The organism is Phocaeicola massiliensis B84634 = Timone 84634 = DSM 17679 = JCM 13223 (assembly GCF_000382445.1).
Taxonomy (GTDB): Bacteria; Bacteroidota; Bacteroidia; order Bacteroidales; family Bacteroidaceae; genus Phocaeicola; species Phocaeicola massiliensis.
This window is the reverse complement of sequence record NZ_KB905473.1, coordinates 290,601-306,548: the sequence shown is the minus strand read 5'-3', so window position 1 is coordinate 306,548 and position 15,948 is coordinate 290,601. Positions and strand designations below refer to the sequence as shown.

Here is a 15,948-nt window from a genome sequence, read left to right as displayed (position 1 = left end):
GCGGCGGATAGTCATTGTACGTGATGCGGAGCGTGCAAACCATGCGTTCCACTTGTGACAAATCCACTCCGCCCAGAACATCAACCGTTAACAAGGTTGATAACTTTTTTGTGAGAGATACCGTTTAAGGATTGTCGGAAAGACAAAACCCACACGCTGGGTGTGGGATGGAAACGTGCCTTTACATGAGTGGAGCTATAAAACCATTGACTTACAATCAGACGAAAAGGGAAACACCCTTCCAAAAGAACCGGTAGAAGATATTACTACCTGGGTGTTCGAGGCAGGTACGTTTGTACCTACGGCAAAGATACAGGAGAGCAAGCAGTATTCCATTGTGTCCGACTACTTGGGTACACCCATCCAGATGTACGACGGACAGGGAAATAAGACTTGGGACTGCACGCTGGACATTTACGGAAAAGTGCTTGCCGTTGATAAGGGAGCGGAGTTTGATTGTCCGTTCAGATTCCAGGGACAGTATGAGGATATTGAGACTGGATTGTATTATAATAGATTCAGGTACTACTCGCCGAAGATGGGGATGTATATTTCTTCTGACCCGATTGGATTGGCGGGTGGTAATCCTACGCTATACGGATATGTTTTCGACCCCAATACACAGGTTGACCCATTTGGATTGGATTGTGACAAAGTAAATAAAGCAAGAGCAAGGCAACATAAGATGTTACAAGATAATAAGGGCTTTAATATTAGCCCAACAGATTGGGATGCATATCCAAGCATTGGTAGAAACGGGACTTTCATTACAGATTGCAAAGGAGCATTGGGGTATTTTGGTAACTTCAAAAAGGGAGATACTATAACAATTTCATCAGTAAAGGCCGCAAAAATAGAATCTGACATGGGACTAAATCCTGGTAGTCTTCAGAATGGTTTTAAAATCAGAGAAGTTAGTGGAATTTCCTCTATGAATCCTCGTAGTCCTTTAGAAGGTAATGAATATTTCTTAGGAGGTGGTCAACATCTGCCTGGGGGTGCTCCCGAAATGGTTATAAATTCAATTCCAACAACAGACAATGCGTCTGTAACAACAATATTAACAGTTCTTGTGAAATGAGAGAAAGTTTAGACAACAAAATTATAGTAGTTGAATTAGCTGGACAGAGTATTCTACTTAGTAATTCTGGTGATAATTTCAAGAAGGAACTTATTGCTATGGGATTTGTAAAAAAAGGGAAGTATTATGCGTTAGATTTACCTACAAAGGATATAACTCAACGGGTAACTTTGATAAAAAAACTAATTGCATTAGAAGCCCTTTTTTCTAACGGAAAAGATTGGTCTCCCTCAGAATTAGTGGATTACTACAAAGAAATAGGATTAATTGATAGTAAATATTATAAGATTTCATGGAAAGGCAAAGATGATTTTTATATTGTACTTAAATAAAATATACAAATTCCTATATCTGTCTGTATTATAGATGAAACCACCTTTCGGGGTGGTTTTGTCTTTCCGACAATCCTTAAACGGTATCTCTCACAAAAAAGTTATCAACAGGTATTTTGTTTGTTTTCCCTCTTTTCTTCTGATGGTTTTAAGGGATTTTTTCGGTTCTATAAACGGGATTTTATTTCATTGAAAAAACAGGTCAAAACAGCATTCTGTTTTTATAGGGTTGCTACATTCCCTTTTATCCGATTACAGGAAAGCCCCGATAAAGAAAGCCCCTCTGTTCCTGCGGAGCATGAAAGAAAGTAATCCCCTTGTTTTCAAGTCGTTTTAAATTACTACCTTTGCGTACAAATTATTGGAATGACATGGCGACAAATGGAGAAATAACAGAAGGAATCAGTACCCTTTACGACACGATTAACCAAATAATCGAAGAGGCACGTGCTGCGGTTTACCGTACCGCCAATATTACGATGGTCAGGGCATACTGGCATATCGGCAGAGTAATCGTCGAAGATGAACAAAAGGGAAAAGAAAGGGCGGAATATGGCAAACAGGTTCTCAAACAATTATCCCAAAAACTGACTAAAAAAACATGGTCGTGGCTTTGATGAAAGTAACCTGCGCCACATGCGTAACTTTTACCTCGTTTATCCAAAATGTGACGCACTGCGTCCTGAATTGAGTTGGACACATTACCGCCTGCTTTTAAAGGTAGGGAACGAGCAGGCAAGGCTGTTTTACATGCAGGAAACCATAGATTGCAACTGGAGTACGAGAACGCTTGAACGGCAAATCGGCAACCTCTATTACGAACGGATGCTTATGAGCCACAATACCCAAATAGTCAAGGATGAAGCTGCCGAAAAAGAAATCAGGCAAGAGCCGAAAGACATTATCAAAGACCCTTATGTACTGGAATTTTTAGGCTTAAAGGATAATACTGACTTTAGGGAGAATGAACTGGAACAGGCAATTATAGATAAGTTGCAGAACTTCTTGCAGGAATTAGGCAAGGGCTTCGCTTTTGTGGGTCGCCAGTACCGACTTACCACCGACACGGGCAAACACTTTTATGCGGACTTGGTATTTTATAACTATATACTCAAATTCTTTTTAATCATAGACTTGAAAGCCGAACCGCTTACCCATCAGGACATCGGGCAGATGGATATGTATGTACGCTATTTTGAGGAAAAGATGCGGCAGGAAACCGATAATCCGACAATCGGGCTTATTCTATGTACCGAAAAAGACAAGATCATTGTAAAATATAGCCTGCTCAATGACAGCAACCAGATTTTTGCGTCCAAATACATGCTTTATCTGCCGACAGAACAGGAACTTAAAAAAGAGATAGAACGGCAACGGGTACAGATAGAACAGGAAAGGAAACTGAATCAATAAAGAGCAAAACTCCTTGTCTTGCAGAACAGAAAGTCCCCAAATAGAATTAGCCATGCGAGAACATGCCCTATCCATGGTTCATTAGGGTATGTTCTTGCATGGCTATCTGTAACGTATGAAAGCTCCCAATCAAGAAAACAGAATCAGTAAATTTAAAAGTGTCAATTTTTGGCAGGGGTAATCTCTATTTATCCCCTCCTTTTGATGTCACGCATTTTTGTTAAAAGAAATACTTCTTGTACTTATCCTTATAGACCGATCCCTGAGTTGTTCAATAGCTTCATGCCTGTTCCCTCCCTTGAATAGATTGAATAAAGAAAGACCCTATAAAGAAAGCCCCAATCATCAGACTAAAAGACAAAGAGAAAAACGGACAAATAGACATGAAAAACGAAGCATGATCCAATCCCTTAAAACCATCAGAAGAAAAGAGGGAAATGGTTGTCAGTCATCCCTTTGTGTTAATAACTTCATTTTCATTTCTCGTATAATCTGTGTTATTTCGTGCCTGACATTTAAACAATTACAGCATGAAGAATTTACAGATAAAAAACTCCCGTTTCATCACCTATACGGATGACTTGTTAACGGTTGATGTTCTGGGCGGAGTGGATTTGTCACAAGTGGAACGCATGGTTTGCACGCTCCGCATCACGTACAATGACTATCCGCCGCAGCGCACCACATTGGATTTATACAATGACAACCAAACCGACAAGCTTCAAAGAACCCTTTGTGACAAATGAGGTCTGAAACTCCTCGAAGCCAGCCGCAGCCTTTATACCCTTACCTTGCAGTTGGAAGAATACCGCCTGCAACAGTTACGTTACACGGGCAAATCCCCGCAACAGGCTTTTTCTCCGAGCGAGGAAGACAGACGCCAAGCGGTACGTTTTCTTTCGGGAAAGAACCTGTCGGGCAGTCTGACGGAGCAACTGAACACCATCGGCATTTTGGGTGAAGACCGTAATGCCCTTATCCTGTTCTTGGCGTTGGCGTCGCACAAGTCGGCCAATCCCTTTTCGGTTTTGTGTCTGGCAAAATCGGGTATCGGTAAAAGTTATATCCTGCAAAAGCTCTCGGAGTGTATGCCCGACGGCTCGTTCTCGTTCCACAGCCGTATATCGGCAAACGCCCTGTACTACTTCGACAGCGGGGATATTAACGGCAAAGTCCTTTTTGTCGAGGATCTGGAATGGACTACACAGATGTTGCAACCGTTGGCAACGCTCCAGACGCAGGGACGGTTGGTAAATACACGTGCCACCAAGGATAAAGACGGGATGCTGCACTCCACGACCTTTGAAGTGGTTGCCAGACTCTGTCTGATAGCCTGTGCCTACTCCGACAAGAATTTTGAGGAGCTCGGTCTGCCGTTCCTGTGCCTGCACCTGAACCACAGCCCCGCCCAAGACCTTGCCGTTATGGAGTATCAGAAGAAGTGCAGGGCGGGACAGATAAGAACCGAAGATATTGCCCGAGCCCAGCACCTTTTAAAATGCGTGATTGCCTCACTGCAAAACATCAGTGTTGTCAATCCGTATGCCACATTGATAAACCTGCCTCAAGATATAGCCTATCCCCGCAAATCGCTGTTGCTGCTCCTTAACTTTATCGAGGCAATCACTTTCTTTTTCCAATACCAAAGGGAACGGCTGACCGACACCGATGCGGGAGAGATATTTATCCGCACCCATCCGCAGGATATTGAAATGGCGTTTGCCCTGCTCAAAAACACGCTGTTCAGGCGGGCTGATGAACTGAGCACGTCCGTAAGAGGCTTTTACAAGTGGCTCACGGAGTATCTGCAACAGGCAAAGACCACACAGTTCACCGCTTTGGATATACGCAAGACCAAACCGATACATCCCCGCACGCTGAACCGCTATTTGCAGGAGTTAAAACTGTTTTCATACATCCAAGTGGCAGGCGGAAACAAGCACAGGGAGGGATTTATTTACAAACTTACGGACTTCGGAAACCAAAAGGAGGTGCAGGGACGTATCGAACAGGAGATGCAAGCCACTTTAAAAGATGTGTGGAACGCTTACCATAAAGAGCAGAATCCGCCGACAGAACCCGAGCAAAAAGCAGAATCCGAACAAGAACCTTCAACGGGATTAAGTGCGGAATCACCGCAAAAGCCCTCAAAGCGTAAACGCATTGACGACAAAGAGGAATATACCCTTAAATTGCTTTTGGAACTTGAAGCCCGAAGTCCTGACCGGGAATATATTCCAGCCGATTTTACCACCCTGACAGGCAGAAGTCAAATCACCGAAGCCCGCTATTTAAAACGTCTTTGGCAGCAGGGAAAACTCAAACGGGAATGGAAAAACCGACAGTATTATTATACCCTCGCTGCGACAGGCAGTAAGACAGTAAGCCAATCCCCGATGACCGACCCGCAAACCGTTTTATAACAAGCCTTTGGGAGTAGGACGACGCAAAAAAAGAAATTTATGAATGAAAAGATGCAACCCAAGAGAATGGAAGATTTTAAAAACTATTTACAGCAGCAAGGCAAAAGCCCTGTAACGATAAAAGAATACGCAAGACAAGTCAGTCTTTTTATATCGTGGTACGGCGACCAAGATACGATAAACGTACAGAAGAAAGACATTTTAAACTATTTAAGCTACCTAAAACACCATAAGAACCATCAAGCCGTAAGCAGTAATCACGGACTTATCGCCCTGCGACATTACTTTGACTGTCTTGTCGGGCAGGGGATTATCTGTCTTAATCCCACCGCACTCATCAAACTGCGGGGAGTTAAAAAACGGCGTTTGCATTACATCTACACTCCTGAAGAACTGACCGAACTTGCCGACAGCTATTATCAGCTCTATGTAAAAGCGGCGGAAGAAAAATCCTTGTCGGGCATACGTCCAACCCTTTATAAAGAGAGCTGTCACACCAAAACCCGTAACCATGTGATGTTGCTGTTCTTTATACATCAGGGCTTGACCACAAGGGAAGTGTTACATCTACAAACCGAAGATATAGACCTGTACAAAGCCACCGTAACGGTACAGACCACCACAAGAGGCAGGGACAGAATCCTGCCGTTGCACGCCACGCAAACAGGTACGCTGATACGTTACATGAACGGGATACGTCCCCTGCTGACGGGCAAGAGCCAAAGCGGCACATTGTTTTTGCCTGTGCGACAGGATAACAGTGAAAAACACGCCACACGGGCATTGATACAGCTTACGACAGCACTCAAACGTATAGACAGGCACTTTGTCTCCCTCGCACAGATAAGGGCTTCACTTATCACATATTGGATAAGGACATACGGACTGCGTAAAGCCCAATATATGGCGGGGCATAAAAGTATCATCAGTACGGAGGAGTATCTGCCCAACCACATTGAAGAACTGGCGGAAGACATCACAAAATTTAATCCGTTCTAAAACAATGAACACGCATTTTAAGGCAATACACGAACAGTACGTTTTTTGGTTGGATACGTTGGGATTTGCTACCGAAACGGTATGTAACTACGGTTATAGGGTAACAGATTTTTTTCTATGGCTTGAAAGCAAAGACATTACCCACATTGTTCAAGCCGAACAAAAGCACATCAACGATTTTTTTGACTGCCAACAGACCCGCCCCAATACCAAGTTTAAGGGCAGAACGTTAAGTGCTTCCTATCTGAACGATTATTTTACCGCCATAGACAAGTTGTGCGAGTTTCTGCACCAAATGGGAGCACGGACATCGCTTGTTCCCACCAACCGCCGTATTACCATAGACGAATCCCAAAGGATACGCCGAATAGAACCTTTTACGGTGGAAGAGATAAAAATGCTGCAAGAGGCTATCAACCACCTGTACCCGCATTTAGACCACGAACACAGGCAACTCAAACAGGAGCAGTTGAAGTTGGTTTTTGTACTTTTCTACGCCTGCGGATTGCGTTTAAGCGAGGGATACAACCTTACGCCCGCAGAAATAGACTTCAATAGAAAAACGATTTTTATACGGCAGGGCAAAGGCTACAAGGACAGGATAGTACCGATGAGCGACAATGTGTACAAAGCCTTGCAGCACTATATTTACAACTTCCGCAATCAAATCAGGTGCGGGCATGACCGCCTTTTTGTGCAGAAGAAAATAACCCTGTCGGTGGATCTGCACTATTTACATCAGCAATGCGATAACGAAGAGATTAAACACAAGCGGCTACACTTCCATGTTTTACGCCACTCCATAGCTACACATCTGTTACAGAACGGCATGAGCGTGGAGAATATCGCTCGATTTTTGGGATACGGCTGTTTGGAAAGCACACAGATTTATACGCATATCATAAACCGATAATCCGACTTTTTTATTACCTTTGTCCGCAGGAAGCTGTTTTGGGCTTTTTGCGGATTTTTTGTGTTCTTTGAGTTTGTTTTGGACTGTGAGGCAGTGTGGGAACTGTTTTTTTAATCTCTGACCTTAAAGTTTTGAGAGTTTAAAGAACGGAAGTATAAGGGGTTCAGATATTATGATGCAAATATTGGATCTTACATTTCTCAAGACCCTATTGGATTATTAGGAGGAAATCCAACGCATTATAGTTATGTGTCTGATAACAATAGTTTAACAGATGTATTAGGGCTGTCATGTACCAAAGAACTGAAAAAAAACATGCGCAAAGCACAGAAGGAATTAGAGAAAAAAGGAATGACGAATAGAGCTTGGCATAAAGAAAAAGGTTCTGCGGCACATCACATTGTAGCTGGTGATGATCCTCGAGCACAAGACGCACGTGATATTTTAGAACTATATAAAATAGATATAAATTGTGCTGAAAATGGTATTTATCTTAAACATATTGATCCTAATAGCAAACAATCAGGAGCATATCATAGAATAATACATACAGACCAATACTATAAAACCGTAAATCAACGAATTTTAGATGCTTCAAACTTTGGTGGAAGAACTGGAGTTCTTAATGAGTTGCAAAGATTACAAGAAGATTTATTATTTAACAAACAAATTTGGTAGCTATGAATATATATAAAATTGAACAAGACTTTGATAATTATAAGTTCTTTGTATTCAAGAAAGATGACGAATTACATAAAAACAGATTGAATTTTAAAGGTCAATCACTCGCCAATGAATGGAAAGGATTTAGTTTAGAACTTTTTAATGATAAAAGAAAAAAGAAAGATAAACGAAGTGAAGATTTCGATGCATCTTGTTACTTTTCTGGCTGTTTAATAGTAAATAAAAGAGTCTCTTCATTGTTTGCTAAAAAACTGAGTGGACAAATAGAAATTTTGCCTGTCAATGTAAATGAAAACACTTCAGATTATTACTTTATAAATGTTTTAAATACAGTAAATGCCTTAAATACAGAGTTTAAAAGCAATGAAGAAATATTAAAGATGATGAGAGATAATAACAGTGATTTTAATCAAAAAAATATCGGATCATATATCATATTTCGGGATAATATTTTTTATAATAATTACTATTGTACGAATGAATTTATAGATTTCATACAGCAAAATGCAATTACTGGGCTGAAATTTACATGCGCAGGTATTGCTAAATAATTGACATGACTGTTTTTTAGGGTGTCCAGTTTTACTTTCTCATTTTTGATATTGATTTAACAACTTAATCTATTGATTATCATTGGGAATAGTATTGCTTTTAAGTTCAATTTTAATAGACGAAAAAGTATTGCTAAATCATTAGGTCAATTTGATTTAAAGAGATATGATTATCAGCACTTTGGAACTTGTATCATATCTTTTTTGAACTAAAAGCTAGAACATCAAACCGGAACCTTGACTATTTTTAACAACCACCAATCCCAACGGATATTAATCACCCATCCCGGCGGAGTAATCCGCCGGTTACTAAGTATTAGGATTTATAATCCTTGAAATCCCCTCTAAAAGTATATGGAGATAAGCAGGATACCAATCTTTATAAATCTGCGATTGTTTGTTTAATTAGTAAAAGGACTTAAAATAAAAAGGTATAATCAAGCTGTCCAAGAACTCTTATCTAAAACATAGCATAATGCACATAACAGGATATGAGTTTTTGGACAGCCTACGACTATCCTTATTAAAAATAACGCTGTACAAAGCATCACCTCACATCACTCAACTCATGGCCCAAATCAAACCTCAACACATAAAAAATACCATTTTCCACATAGCCAAAACACCTGTTCCGCTGAGTGATTCTGAATTTCTTAATGCCTTTCTTCCATAAGTCATCCGAAAAATAACGCTTGCTTTTCTTATTCTATTATACGTTTTATAATCCAATCCTTTGTCCGTTGCTATGGCAATCCAATTCTTCAAATTTGTGGAATGAATCAATAAACTCGTTTTGGTTCTCATCGTCAATAAGGGAAAATCCATGAATGTCATCTATAAGGCTGAAATCAAGTTTCCCTCCGCTGAAACGAGTCGTGATATACTTCTTGAGAAGCAATTCCCCTTCCTTTTAAACAAGATGGAAAACAATTACTTCTCTTTCCATATATTCCCCACCGGAATAGCGACTTCGTCTTTGGTTACAACAACCGGATGCTTCTCATACAAGGAGCGTATAAACGACAGAAGGCAGACCACACGGGCGGTGGCTTCGGCAACGGAACTGCCGGATACATCCGCTTCGTCTGCCAGGCAATGCGCATTCGGTTCCTGCTGGGGGCATCGTGCCAAAACGGATTACAAATGGCACGTGCCAATGTACTCTTGTACCGTTTCGCTTCGTCTATGATACGGGCTTCCGGTGCTGTCGGCAAATCATTGATAGTTCTAAAACATAAGCCTAATAATCATAACTTTTTTAAAACCGGGTTTGTCGCTTCCGTTTTTTAAATTACCTTTGTAGTTACTTAGTATAAATGAAACATATTCAATGATTAACAGCATATTATTAACTGATTTTACAGGCTTTGCAAATACCCGGTTTGATTTCACCAAAGGGATAAACGTCCTTATTGGCAAGAATGGTACGGGCAAGACGCACGTTCTCAAATGCTTGGCAGCAACTTTGCAGGCACGCCATGACTTCCTCGGCAAGAACTCAGCTTCCAAGGAACAGTTTGAGTATATCTTGGCGGAAGACATGATATTTTATTTCAAGCCGGATGTCATAGGCAACTTGGTCAACAAGGGAGTGCCTTCAGGCAGGGCGAACATTACAGTCACGATAGACGGCAAACTGTTGCGATACAGCTTCTCATCCGCTTCCAAAACAACTGTAAAATTAGAAACGGACGAAAAGTGGGACGACCGCCACTTTATCTATATCCCCCCACGTGAGATGTTCTCTTTGTTCGAAGGTTTTATCGGTTTGAGCAGTAAGCGTGAAATTTCATTTGACCAAACGTATATCAACCTGGCACACGCGTTGTCACTCCCCATATTGCGTGAGTCGGAAGACAATCCGTTGAAACCGGCTATCGAGTTGCTGGAGCAGGAATTGCAGTTCAAGGTTTTGCAGATGAACGGACGTTTCTATATACAGACAGAAAAAGGGAACATGGAAGCGCACTTGGTGGCGGAAGGACTCCGCAAGCTGGCTTCCATCTTGTACCTCATACTGAATGGGGAAATCAATGCGGACACCATCCTGTTCTGGGACGAGCCCGAAGCCAACCTGAATCCGGCTCTTGTGAAAGTCGTGGCAAAGTTTATCCGCGTGCTTCAGGAATGCGGCTTGCAGATTTTCGTCGCCACTCACGACTACCTGCTTACACATACGCTTTCTCTCTATTCCGAATACAAGGAGCACACGAACATATCCGTCAAGTTCTTCGGCTTGAAAAAAGAAGATAAGGGAATTATGGTAGAGGAAAGCGAAACCTTGGCTGGCATACAGAACAATCCGATATTGGAGGAATATGCGGCATTTTACGATTTGGAACAGCAATTCATCAACAGATATGAGTGATTTTCAGGAAAGCGGTATAAGCTTCAAGTTCAGCTCTCCCCAATGGGCTGTTGTCAAGTATGATGAACATTTGGCACACAAAAAGGTAAGCAATGCCTTGCAACCTACCAAGGCGGTGGACTTCTTGGGCATTCACGATAACAGACAGCTGTTTCTGGTCGAGGTGAAGAATTACAGGGGGCATACGCACGATGCGGAAACTCAAGAGGTTCTTCAGGCAAAAGGCGACGAATTGATGCGCAGGATTGCTGTCAAAGTCAGGGACACGATTGCCACGGCAACCAATGCGGCACGTTTCTCAACCAACGATGAAGATTTTTTCACCCGGATTAACCGGTTGCTGCTTGACGGGCAGAAAAAGATAGTCATCATTGCCTGTATAGAACTGGATGTGGCAGATGAAAAAGGACATAAGGTTCGTATGAGTATTTGGATGCAAAAACTAAAGCAAAAGTTGTCTTGGTTACATGCCGCTAAAATTTCCATCAATCCGGTTGAAAATATTTCCGATGTATTGCCGGATACGGAAATCTCGTTCTTATAGTCTCCCGTCAGATTCTGGTATCCTTTGCCACCATTCTTTTATGCTCCCTTTTTATTGCGGATTGATTGCATAGCCTGTTTATGTATTGTTTTCTGAAAAATAAATCCTGTATTTTCCTCTTGTTTAAAGGGAAAAAGATATATTTGCAAAAACAGACCCGTTAATCGGTTTGTTGCCGAACGGAAAGTGTTTGCTCGAATGAAAATAGAATATATTATTGAGGTTGCAGTGATTTTCGGCGAAAAACGGAACTCCGGTACGAAACTTGATGCCTACATTTGCACTGTTAACAAAATGTTTCACTTAAAACCAATTGTTTATGGACTATACCCAAAAGATTAAGTTGCTGAACGAACTGATGCTCAATGCAACGCCGCAAAATGTAGATTTCACGCCGCAAAATGGCAATTATTGTGTGACGCTGATAGCTACGCGCCCTGTTCACACCTGGGGATATCAAAAACGTAATTTCAAGATTAAGGGACGGCTGGAAGAAGGCAAGACAATCTCTGCCGACTTGATAGCGGAAAATGAAATGCTTTTTGGAGTGGAAAATCTGCCTTACGTGGCACACGAGAGTGACCGTACCCCTATCTTCAAGATTATTCGTGCTTCCATTTTCTGCGCTTATGCGGGTTTGCAGCTTACGGACCTGCATCGGGGAATGCGGAAGATTGCCTGGTCAGATTATCCTTTCAAAAAATCGGATAAGGAAGAACAGGCAAAAGCGGAAATCAGATTCATGAAAAGGCTGGCATCGGTAATGACTGTTCCGGATCACTGTATGATAGGACGTTCCGTGGTGACCCATCTCACTTCCACCCGTTTGCGGGATGTTATACTGTACAACAAAGAGTACGAACCATCCTTATATGAAAAGATAAAGGATTCCATTGAATCCTTGTCTCACTTCATTCCGGCAAAAGACCATGCCGACAATGTGGTTCCCGATGTGTTTGTCTCCCAACAGGATTGGGAAAATCCCCGTGACACTTATGGGCATCAGGTCGTCATACTCAACGCCAAAAGCAAAAGGAAAGAGCAGTTCTGGTGGGATTACCTGAAACTCAATATTTTCTTGAGCGATTTGGAGTATTATTTCGGTTACTATATCTTGATGAACCGCTGGCAGATTCCGATGATCCAAAAGTGGATTGCCGAATACCGTGAAAAAGGTCTCTTCGAGTCCCAGCGTGCGAAAGATTATCTTTTGTTCTATTTGAAAGCCGGAGAAAAGACACCGGTTCGTGTCTTGAACTCCCAAGGAATACAAGTCAAAGTCAAGATGATTCCAAGATAAACAAGTAGCACACTGCCTCTTATTGGGAAAAGTCAAACATACATTGCTATCAGTATTTCTCTGCCGACAGTAATGTACAAATGTATATTTGATTTTTCCCTTTGTTTTTATGGGAGATATTTATATTTTTGCGCTTAAAAAATACCGTACGGTCGGTATTTTTTAAGCGCAAAAATATAAATATGGAATTGATTACTGGAAAATGGAGTAAAAGACATAGAGGAACATCTCTGTTTGAAATTCCACTTTCTGTTTGGGTTCCTCTATGTCGAACAAACCGACTAATCGGCTTATTTGAAAACAAATATAGCCAAAAAATAATATATGTATAAGAAAAAAGGGAAAAAGGCATCGTTCGTATTTATTTCATAAACGGAAATTTATAGTCATAAATGATTTAAGGATAATTGGGTAGGACATATTTAATAATGCTAAAAATGAACGTGTTTTCACTCAAAAGACCTACTTTTGTATGATACTAAAAAACAAGGTTATGAAAGGAGTAAAAGGCTCAGAAACAAAAAGATTAATCAGGGAAGCTGCATACAAACAGTTTCTGACAAAAGATTACAACACAGTTCCCCTGAAGGAAATAGAAAAAAGTCTGAATTTATCAAGAGGATGTATGTCGTATCATTATCCAAGCAAACAGGAACTGTTCATTGATGTAATCGATTTTTACATTTTCCACAAACAAGATGCCAAAAATAAGTTCAAGGATATATCTCATACCTCTCTGCTTGAATTTATTGATTATTACATAAAGAGGGTGGAGGAAACGATGGATGCAATGAAAGTCTATCTCATAGAAAAAGAGAAGACCAATATTACACGTGCATATCTTAACTTGATTTTGCAGGCAGAATATTTCTATCCGGGATTTAACGGGGCTTTCAACGAAATAACAAATAAGGAAATAAAATTGTGGGAAAGAATATTTGTGAGAGCTGTTGAAACCAAAGAAATAAGATCCGATGTTAATCCTTCTATATTGGCCTTGACATTTCGAATCCTGCTGTTTGGGAAATGTTTTCAAGATGCATTGGTGAATGGATTGCGAATAGAAGAACTGAAAGCAGTTCTTTATAATCAATATGAACTAATTAAAAATTGAACTAATGAAGAAAGATGTTTTTATTACTGGGCTGGCAAGCTTCTTTCCGAACTCTCCTGTTTCCAATGATGAAATGGAAGAGTTTTTGGGTCTCATTTCTGGAAAACATTCCAAAGTGCAACGAATAGTTTTAAAGCAAAATGGTATCAAACGGCGATACTATGCCTTAAACAAAAATCAGAAAATCACCCATACAAATGCGGAAATGGCGATGCTGGCTATACGAAAGTTGCTGGCATTAACCGATAAGGGTCAGAAGGATATTGAGTTGCTTGCTTGTGCTACTGCTACTCCTGACCAGATTCTACCTTCCCATGCGTCTATGGTACATGGGCTTTGGGAAGAGCCTGTTGAAATATTCTCTTCTGCCGGAGTTTGTCTGTCTTGTCTGCAAGCATTGAAAATAGCTTATCTGAGTATAGCCGCATCAGAAAAACAGAATGCAATATGTAGTACATCTGAATTGGTGTCAGCCATGCTTTTGTCCAAAAACTTCGACATCGAATATGAAAGATGCTGCAATTTGGGCACCAATCCATATATGGCTTTGGAAAAGGACTTCCTGCGCTTTATGTTAAGCGATGGTGCGAGTTGTGCGTTATTGGAAAATCATCCGGGAGAAAAAGGCGTATCTTTAAAGATTGAATGGATAGAAATGGATTCGTATGCCAATGAAACGCCTACCTGTATGTTCGCCGGAGCTGTCCGGAGAGAGGACGGCGAACTGAAAAGCTGGAAATCTTTCGAAAGTCAGGGATTGGTCAATGAGTCCCTCATGGTTATCAAACAGGATATTAAACTTTTAGGAACGAAGTTGATGCCTTTATGGATTAGACATATTAAATCATGCTTGAATAAACATGGTATGAGTTCTGAAGATGTGGATTATGTAATACCTCACTCTTCGTCAATGGTTATTTATAACAATCTCATAGAAGCGATGAAAAACGAAAGTTTTGAATTGTACAAAAAAGAGTGGTTTACCAATCTTACCTGGGTGGGAAACATCGGATCGTCAGCGATACTGGCTGCCTTGGATGAATTTAGTTCTACCCGTAAACTCAAATCCGGAGAAAAAATATTACTGCTTGTTCCTGAAAGTGGGCGTTTTTCTTATGGAACTGTATTATTAAGTGTGGTTTAAGTTTGGAAATAAACGATAAATAGCGTATTTTTGCGCAGATAAAAACGACATAGTATAGTATCATATATCATCTTTCAAACGAAAAGTGGAAAATTTCAAAGAGATAAGATGGAATATGACAGCTTGCGCTATATTAAGATATATAGCACAGGTGCGTCAGCTTCATCTCTAGGCATTCCACTGCCACGTTTGGGTTGTTGATTGCATCTGTGCTATTTCTTCTGTAATATAGCTGTAAGATGAACCCGAACTTGAAACAAAGGATTATTAAGGAGGCGTATAGGTTATTCATCGCGAAAGGTATGAAACAAACTTCATTTTGTGATGTGGCGTTTGCCGTGCATAAATCCAAGGGGGCCGTCATTCATTATTTCCCTTCCAAAAGATTGTTGGTGGACGCGGTTGTGAAAATGTGTTTTTTTCCTGCATCCCAACTTCCAACCGAAATAGGCTCAGCAGTAGAAAAGAATTGGGATGAGTTTCTAAGGCTGTACCGGAATCCGATAGAACGGGTGATAAACAGTTTTCCTGAACAATTGAATGGTAATGGCTTGATGCATTATATGCAGTTTGTATCTTCCGCCCACGAGTATATGGACGATTTTTCTCAAATGTACCAGGAACTTTTTGCCAAGGAACAGGACTTCCTTTCAAATATGGCTTGCAACCATAAGATGTGTGTAAACGATACTGTGGAATTCAGCAGGCAGATATTGAACACCTCCATCGGTAAGACGTTTTTGGGTATGTTCTTAAAAATGTAATCTCAACGTTTGTATTTCTTTCCCTTTTTTGAGCCATAACATTGGCCTTTAGGCAGATAAGCTGTTAAATATCATTTGCTGAAACAAATTCTCCTTTCATTATTCTTTGAAAAAACTTATCTTTGCAAAACAAACCGACTGGTCGGTTTATTTTGCAAAGGATTTTTAATTGAGTATAACTAATCAGAAAAGGAAGTAGATAATTGAAAAGCTGGAATAAATTGGTAAGCATTCTATTTTCCGCCTTGACGCACATTATTCACAAACCTACCTTTGCGCCATAACCAAATAACAACAATGATTATGGCGAAAGAAAAA

17 protein-coding genes and 2 pseudogenes are annotated in these 15,948 nt (G+C 40.7%); 17 read left to right on the top strand and 2 right to left on the bottom strand.

Annotation, left to right across the window (positions count from 1 at the left end):
* Positions 1-145 precede the first annotated feature (145 nt).
* The 11 genes and pseudogenes from HMPREF1534_RS04945 to HMPREF1534_RS04980 form a co-directional block, all read left to right on the top strand.
* Positions 146-1,081: pseudogene (locus HMPREF1534_RS04945) on the top strand (RHS repeat domain-containing protein); the annotation flags it as partial.
* Positions 1,078-1,413 (top strand): hypothetical protein, encoded by a 336-nt coding sequence (locus HMPREF1534_RS04950; protein WP_005942745.1) that lies wholly within the window; start codon positions 1,078-1,080, stop codon positions 1,411-1,413. The pseudogene HMPREF1534_RS04945 and the gene HMPREF1534_RS04950, both read left to right, overlap by 4 nt.
* A 371-nt stretch (positions 1,414-1,784) precedes the next feature.
* A complete protein-coding gene (locus tag HMPREF1534_RS20850; protein ID WP_005942743.1) occupies positions 1,785-2,030 on the top strand; it encodes a DUF1016 N-terminal domain-containing protein in 246 nt (81 codons plus the stop codon).
* Between the two features lie 19 nt (positions 2,031-2,049).
* Positions 2,050-2,826 (top strand): PDDEXK nuclease domain-containing protein, encoded by a 777-nt coding sequence (locus tag HMPREF1534_RS04955; protein ID WP_005942740.1) that lies wholly within the window; start codon positions 2,050-2,052, stop codon positions 2,824-2,826.
* 530 nt (positions 2,827-3,356) lie between these two features.
* Positions 3,357-3,572: a hypothetical protein gene (locus HMPREF1534_RS04960; protein ID WP_005942738.1), complete on the top strand. Its 216-nt coding sequence runs from the start codon at positions 3,357-3,359 to the stop codon at positions 3,570-3,572.
* Positions 3,573-3,617: 45 nt separating this feature from the next.
* Positions 3,618-5,249 (top strand): hypothetical protein, encoded by a 1,632-nt coding sequence (locus HMPREF1534_RS04965; protein ID WP_032937169.1) that lies wholly within the window; start codon positions 3,618-3,620, stop codon positions 5,247-5,249.
* Positions 5,250-5,288: 39 nt separating this feature from the next.
* Positions 5,289-6,248, top strand: coding sequence for a tyrosine-type recombinase/integrase (locus HMPREF1534_RS04970; protein ID WP_005942732.1), 960 nt, complete (start codon positions 5,289-5,291; stop codon positions 6,246-6,248).
* Between the two features lie 4 nt (positions 6,249-6,252).
* The gene (locus HMPREF1534_RS19525; RefSeq protein WP_005942729.1) at positions 6,253-7,161 is read left to right on the top strand and encodes a tyrosine-type recombinase/integrase; all 909 of its coding nucleotides are present in this window, start codon (positions 6,253-6,255) and stop codon (positions 7,159-7,161) included.
* A 183-nt stretch (positions 7,162-7,344) separates the two neighbouring features.
* Positions 7,345-7,389, top strand: a pseudogene (locus HMPREF1534_RS21405) (hypothetical protein); the annotation flags it as partial.
* 87 nt (positions 7,390-7,476) lie between these two features.
* The gene (locus HMPREF1534_RS04975; protein ID WP_005942726.1) at positions 7,477-7,839 is read left to right on the top strand and encodes an AHH domain-containing protein; all 363 of its coding nucleotides are present in this window, start codon (positions 7,477-7,479) and stop codon (positions 7,837-7,839) included.
* 2 nt (positions 7,840-7,841) lie between these two features.
* Entirely contained in the window at positions 7,842-8,396 is a 555-nt protein-coding gene (locus HMPREF1534_RS04980) for an imm11 family protein (RefSeq protein WP_005942723.1), read from the top strand.
* A gap of 718 nt (positions 8,397-9,114) precedes the next feature.
* Here HMPREF1534_RS04980 and HMPREF1534_RS21045 read toward each other — a convergent pair.
* Both HMPREF1534_RS21045 and HMPREF1534_RS21040 read right to left on the bottom strand, forming a co-directional pair.
* Complete coding sequence (locus HMPREF1534_RS21045; RefSeq protein ID WP_008778766.1) at positions 9,115-9,294, bottom strand: hypothetical protein; 180 nt, start codon at positions 9,292-9,294, stop codon at positions 9,115-9,117.
* Between the two features lie 32 nt (positions 9,295-9,326).
* Positions 9,327-9,527, bottom strand: coding sequence for a hypothetical protein (locus tag HMPREF1534_RS21040; RefSeq protein ID WP_008778767.1), 201 nt, complete (start codon positions 9,525-9,527; stop codon positions 9,327-9,329).
* A gap of 199 nt (positions 9,528-9,726) precedes the next feature.
* On the opposite strand from HMPREF1534_RS21040, the gene HMPREF1534_RS04985 reads away from it, so the two are divergent.
* From HMPREF1534_RS04985 to HMPREF1534_RS05010, 6 genes are all read left to right on the top strand, one after another.
* Positions 9,727-10,764 (top strand): AAA family ATPase, encoded by a 1,038-nt coding sequence (locus HMPREF1534_RS04985; protein ID WP_005942714.1) that lies wholly within the window; start codon positions 9,727-9,729, stop codon positions 10,762-10,764.
* Positions 10,757-11,308 carry a hypothetical protein gene (locus HMPREF1534_RS04990; protein WP_005942711.1) on the top strand — a complete coding sequence of 184 codons (552 nt, stop codon included), beginning with the start codon at positions 10,757-10,759 and terminating at the stop codon, positions 11,306-11,308. The genes HMPREF1534_RS04985 and HMPREF1534_RS04990 overlap by 8 nt, the downstream gene beginning before the upstream one ends.
* 319 nt (positions 11,309-11,627) lie before the next feature.
* On the top strand, positions 11,628-12,608 hold the full coding sequence (locus HMPREF1534_RS04995; RefSeq protein WP_005942708.1) for a hypothetical protein: 981 nt from the start codon (positions 11,628-11,630) through the stop codon (positions 12,606-12,608).
* Between the two features lie 493 nt (positions 12,609-13,101).
* On the top strand, positions 13,102-13,722 hold the full coding sequence (locus tag HMPREF1534_RS05000; RefSeq protein WP_005942707.1) for a TetR/AcrR family transcriptional regulator: 621 nt from the start codon (positions 13,102-13,104) through the stop codon (positions 13,720-13,722).
* 4 nt (positions 13,723-13,726) lie between these two features.
* Entirely contained in the window at positions 13,727-14,866 is a 1,140-nt protein-coding gene (locus HMPREF1534_RS05005) for a StlD/DarB family beta-ketosynthase (protein ID WP_005942704.1), read from the top strand.
* A gap of 239 nt (positions 14,867-15,105) precedes the next feature.
* A complete protein-coding gene (locus tag HMPREF1534_RS05010) occupies positions 15,106-15,630 on the top strand; it encodes a TetR/AcrR family transcriptional regulator (protein ID WP_005942701.1) in 525 nt (174 codons plus the stop codon).
* The last annotated feature ends 318 nt before the right edge of the window (positions 15,631-15,948 follow it).

Excerpts from the sequence above, each read along its gene's own strand:
- HMPREF1534_RS04950 (WP_005942745.1), top strand. The coding sequence starts at position 1,078 with ATGAGAGAAAGTTTAGACAACAAAATTATAGTAGTTGAATTAGCTGGA.
- HMPREF1534_RS04960 (WP_005942738.1), top strand. The coding sequence starts at position 3,357 with ATGAAGAATTTACAGATAAAAAACTCCCGTTTCATCACCTATACGGAT.
- HMPREF1534_RS19525 (WP_005942729.1), top strand. The coding sequence starts at position 6,253 with ATGAACACGCATTTTAAGGCAATACACGAACAGTACGTTTTTTGGTTG.
- HMPREF1534_RS05010 (WP_005942701.1), top strand. The coding sequence starts at position 15,106 with ATGAACCCGAACTTGAAACAAAGGATTATTAAGGAGGCGTATAGGTTA.
- HMPREF1534_RS04995 (WP_005942708.1), top strand. The coding sequence starts at position 11,628 with ATGGACTATACCCAAAAGATTAAGTTGCTGAACGAACTGATGCTCAAT.
- HMPREF1534_RS20850 (WP_005942743.1), top strand. The coding sequence starts at position 1,785 with ATGGCGACAAATGGAGAAATAACAGAAGGAATCAGTACCCTTTACGAC.
- HMPREF1534_RS05000 (WP_005942707.1), top strand. The coding sequence starts at position 13,102 with ATGAAAGGAGTAAAAGGCTCAGAAACAAAAAGATTAATCAGGGAAGCT.
- HMPREF1534_RS05005 (WP_005942704.1), top strand. The coding sequence starts at position 13,727 with ATGAAGAAAGATGTTTTTATTACTGGGCTGGCAAGCTTCTTTCCGAAC.
- HMPREF1534_RS04970 (WP_005942732.1), top strand. The coding sequence starts at position 5,289 with ATGAATGAAAAGATGCAACCCAAGAGAATGGAAGATTTTAAAAACTAT.
- HMPREF1534_RS04985 (WP_005942714.1), top strand. The coding sequence starts at position 9,727 with ATGATTAACAGCATATTATTAACTGATTTTACAGGCTTTGCAAATACC.
- HMPREF1534_RS04955 (WP_005942740.1), top strand. The coding sequence starts at position 2,050 with ATGCGTAACTTTTACCTCGTTTATCCAAAATGTGACGCACTGCGTCCT.
- HMPREF1534_RS04975 (WP_005942726.1), top strand. The coding sequence starts at position 7,477 with ATGCGCAAAGCACAGAAGGAATTAGAGAAAAAAGGAATGACGAATAGA.
- HMPREF1534_RS04990 (WP_005942711.1), top strand. The coding sequence starts at position 10,757 with ATGAGTGATTTTCAGGAAAGCGGTATAAGCTTCAAGTTCAGCTCTCCC.
- HMPREF1534_RS04980 (WP_005942723.1), top strand. The coding sequence starts at position 7,842 with ATGAATATATATAAAATTGAACAAGACTTTGATAATTATAAGTTCTTT.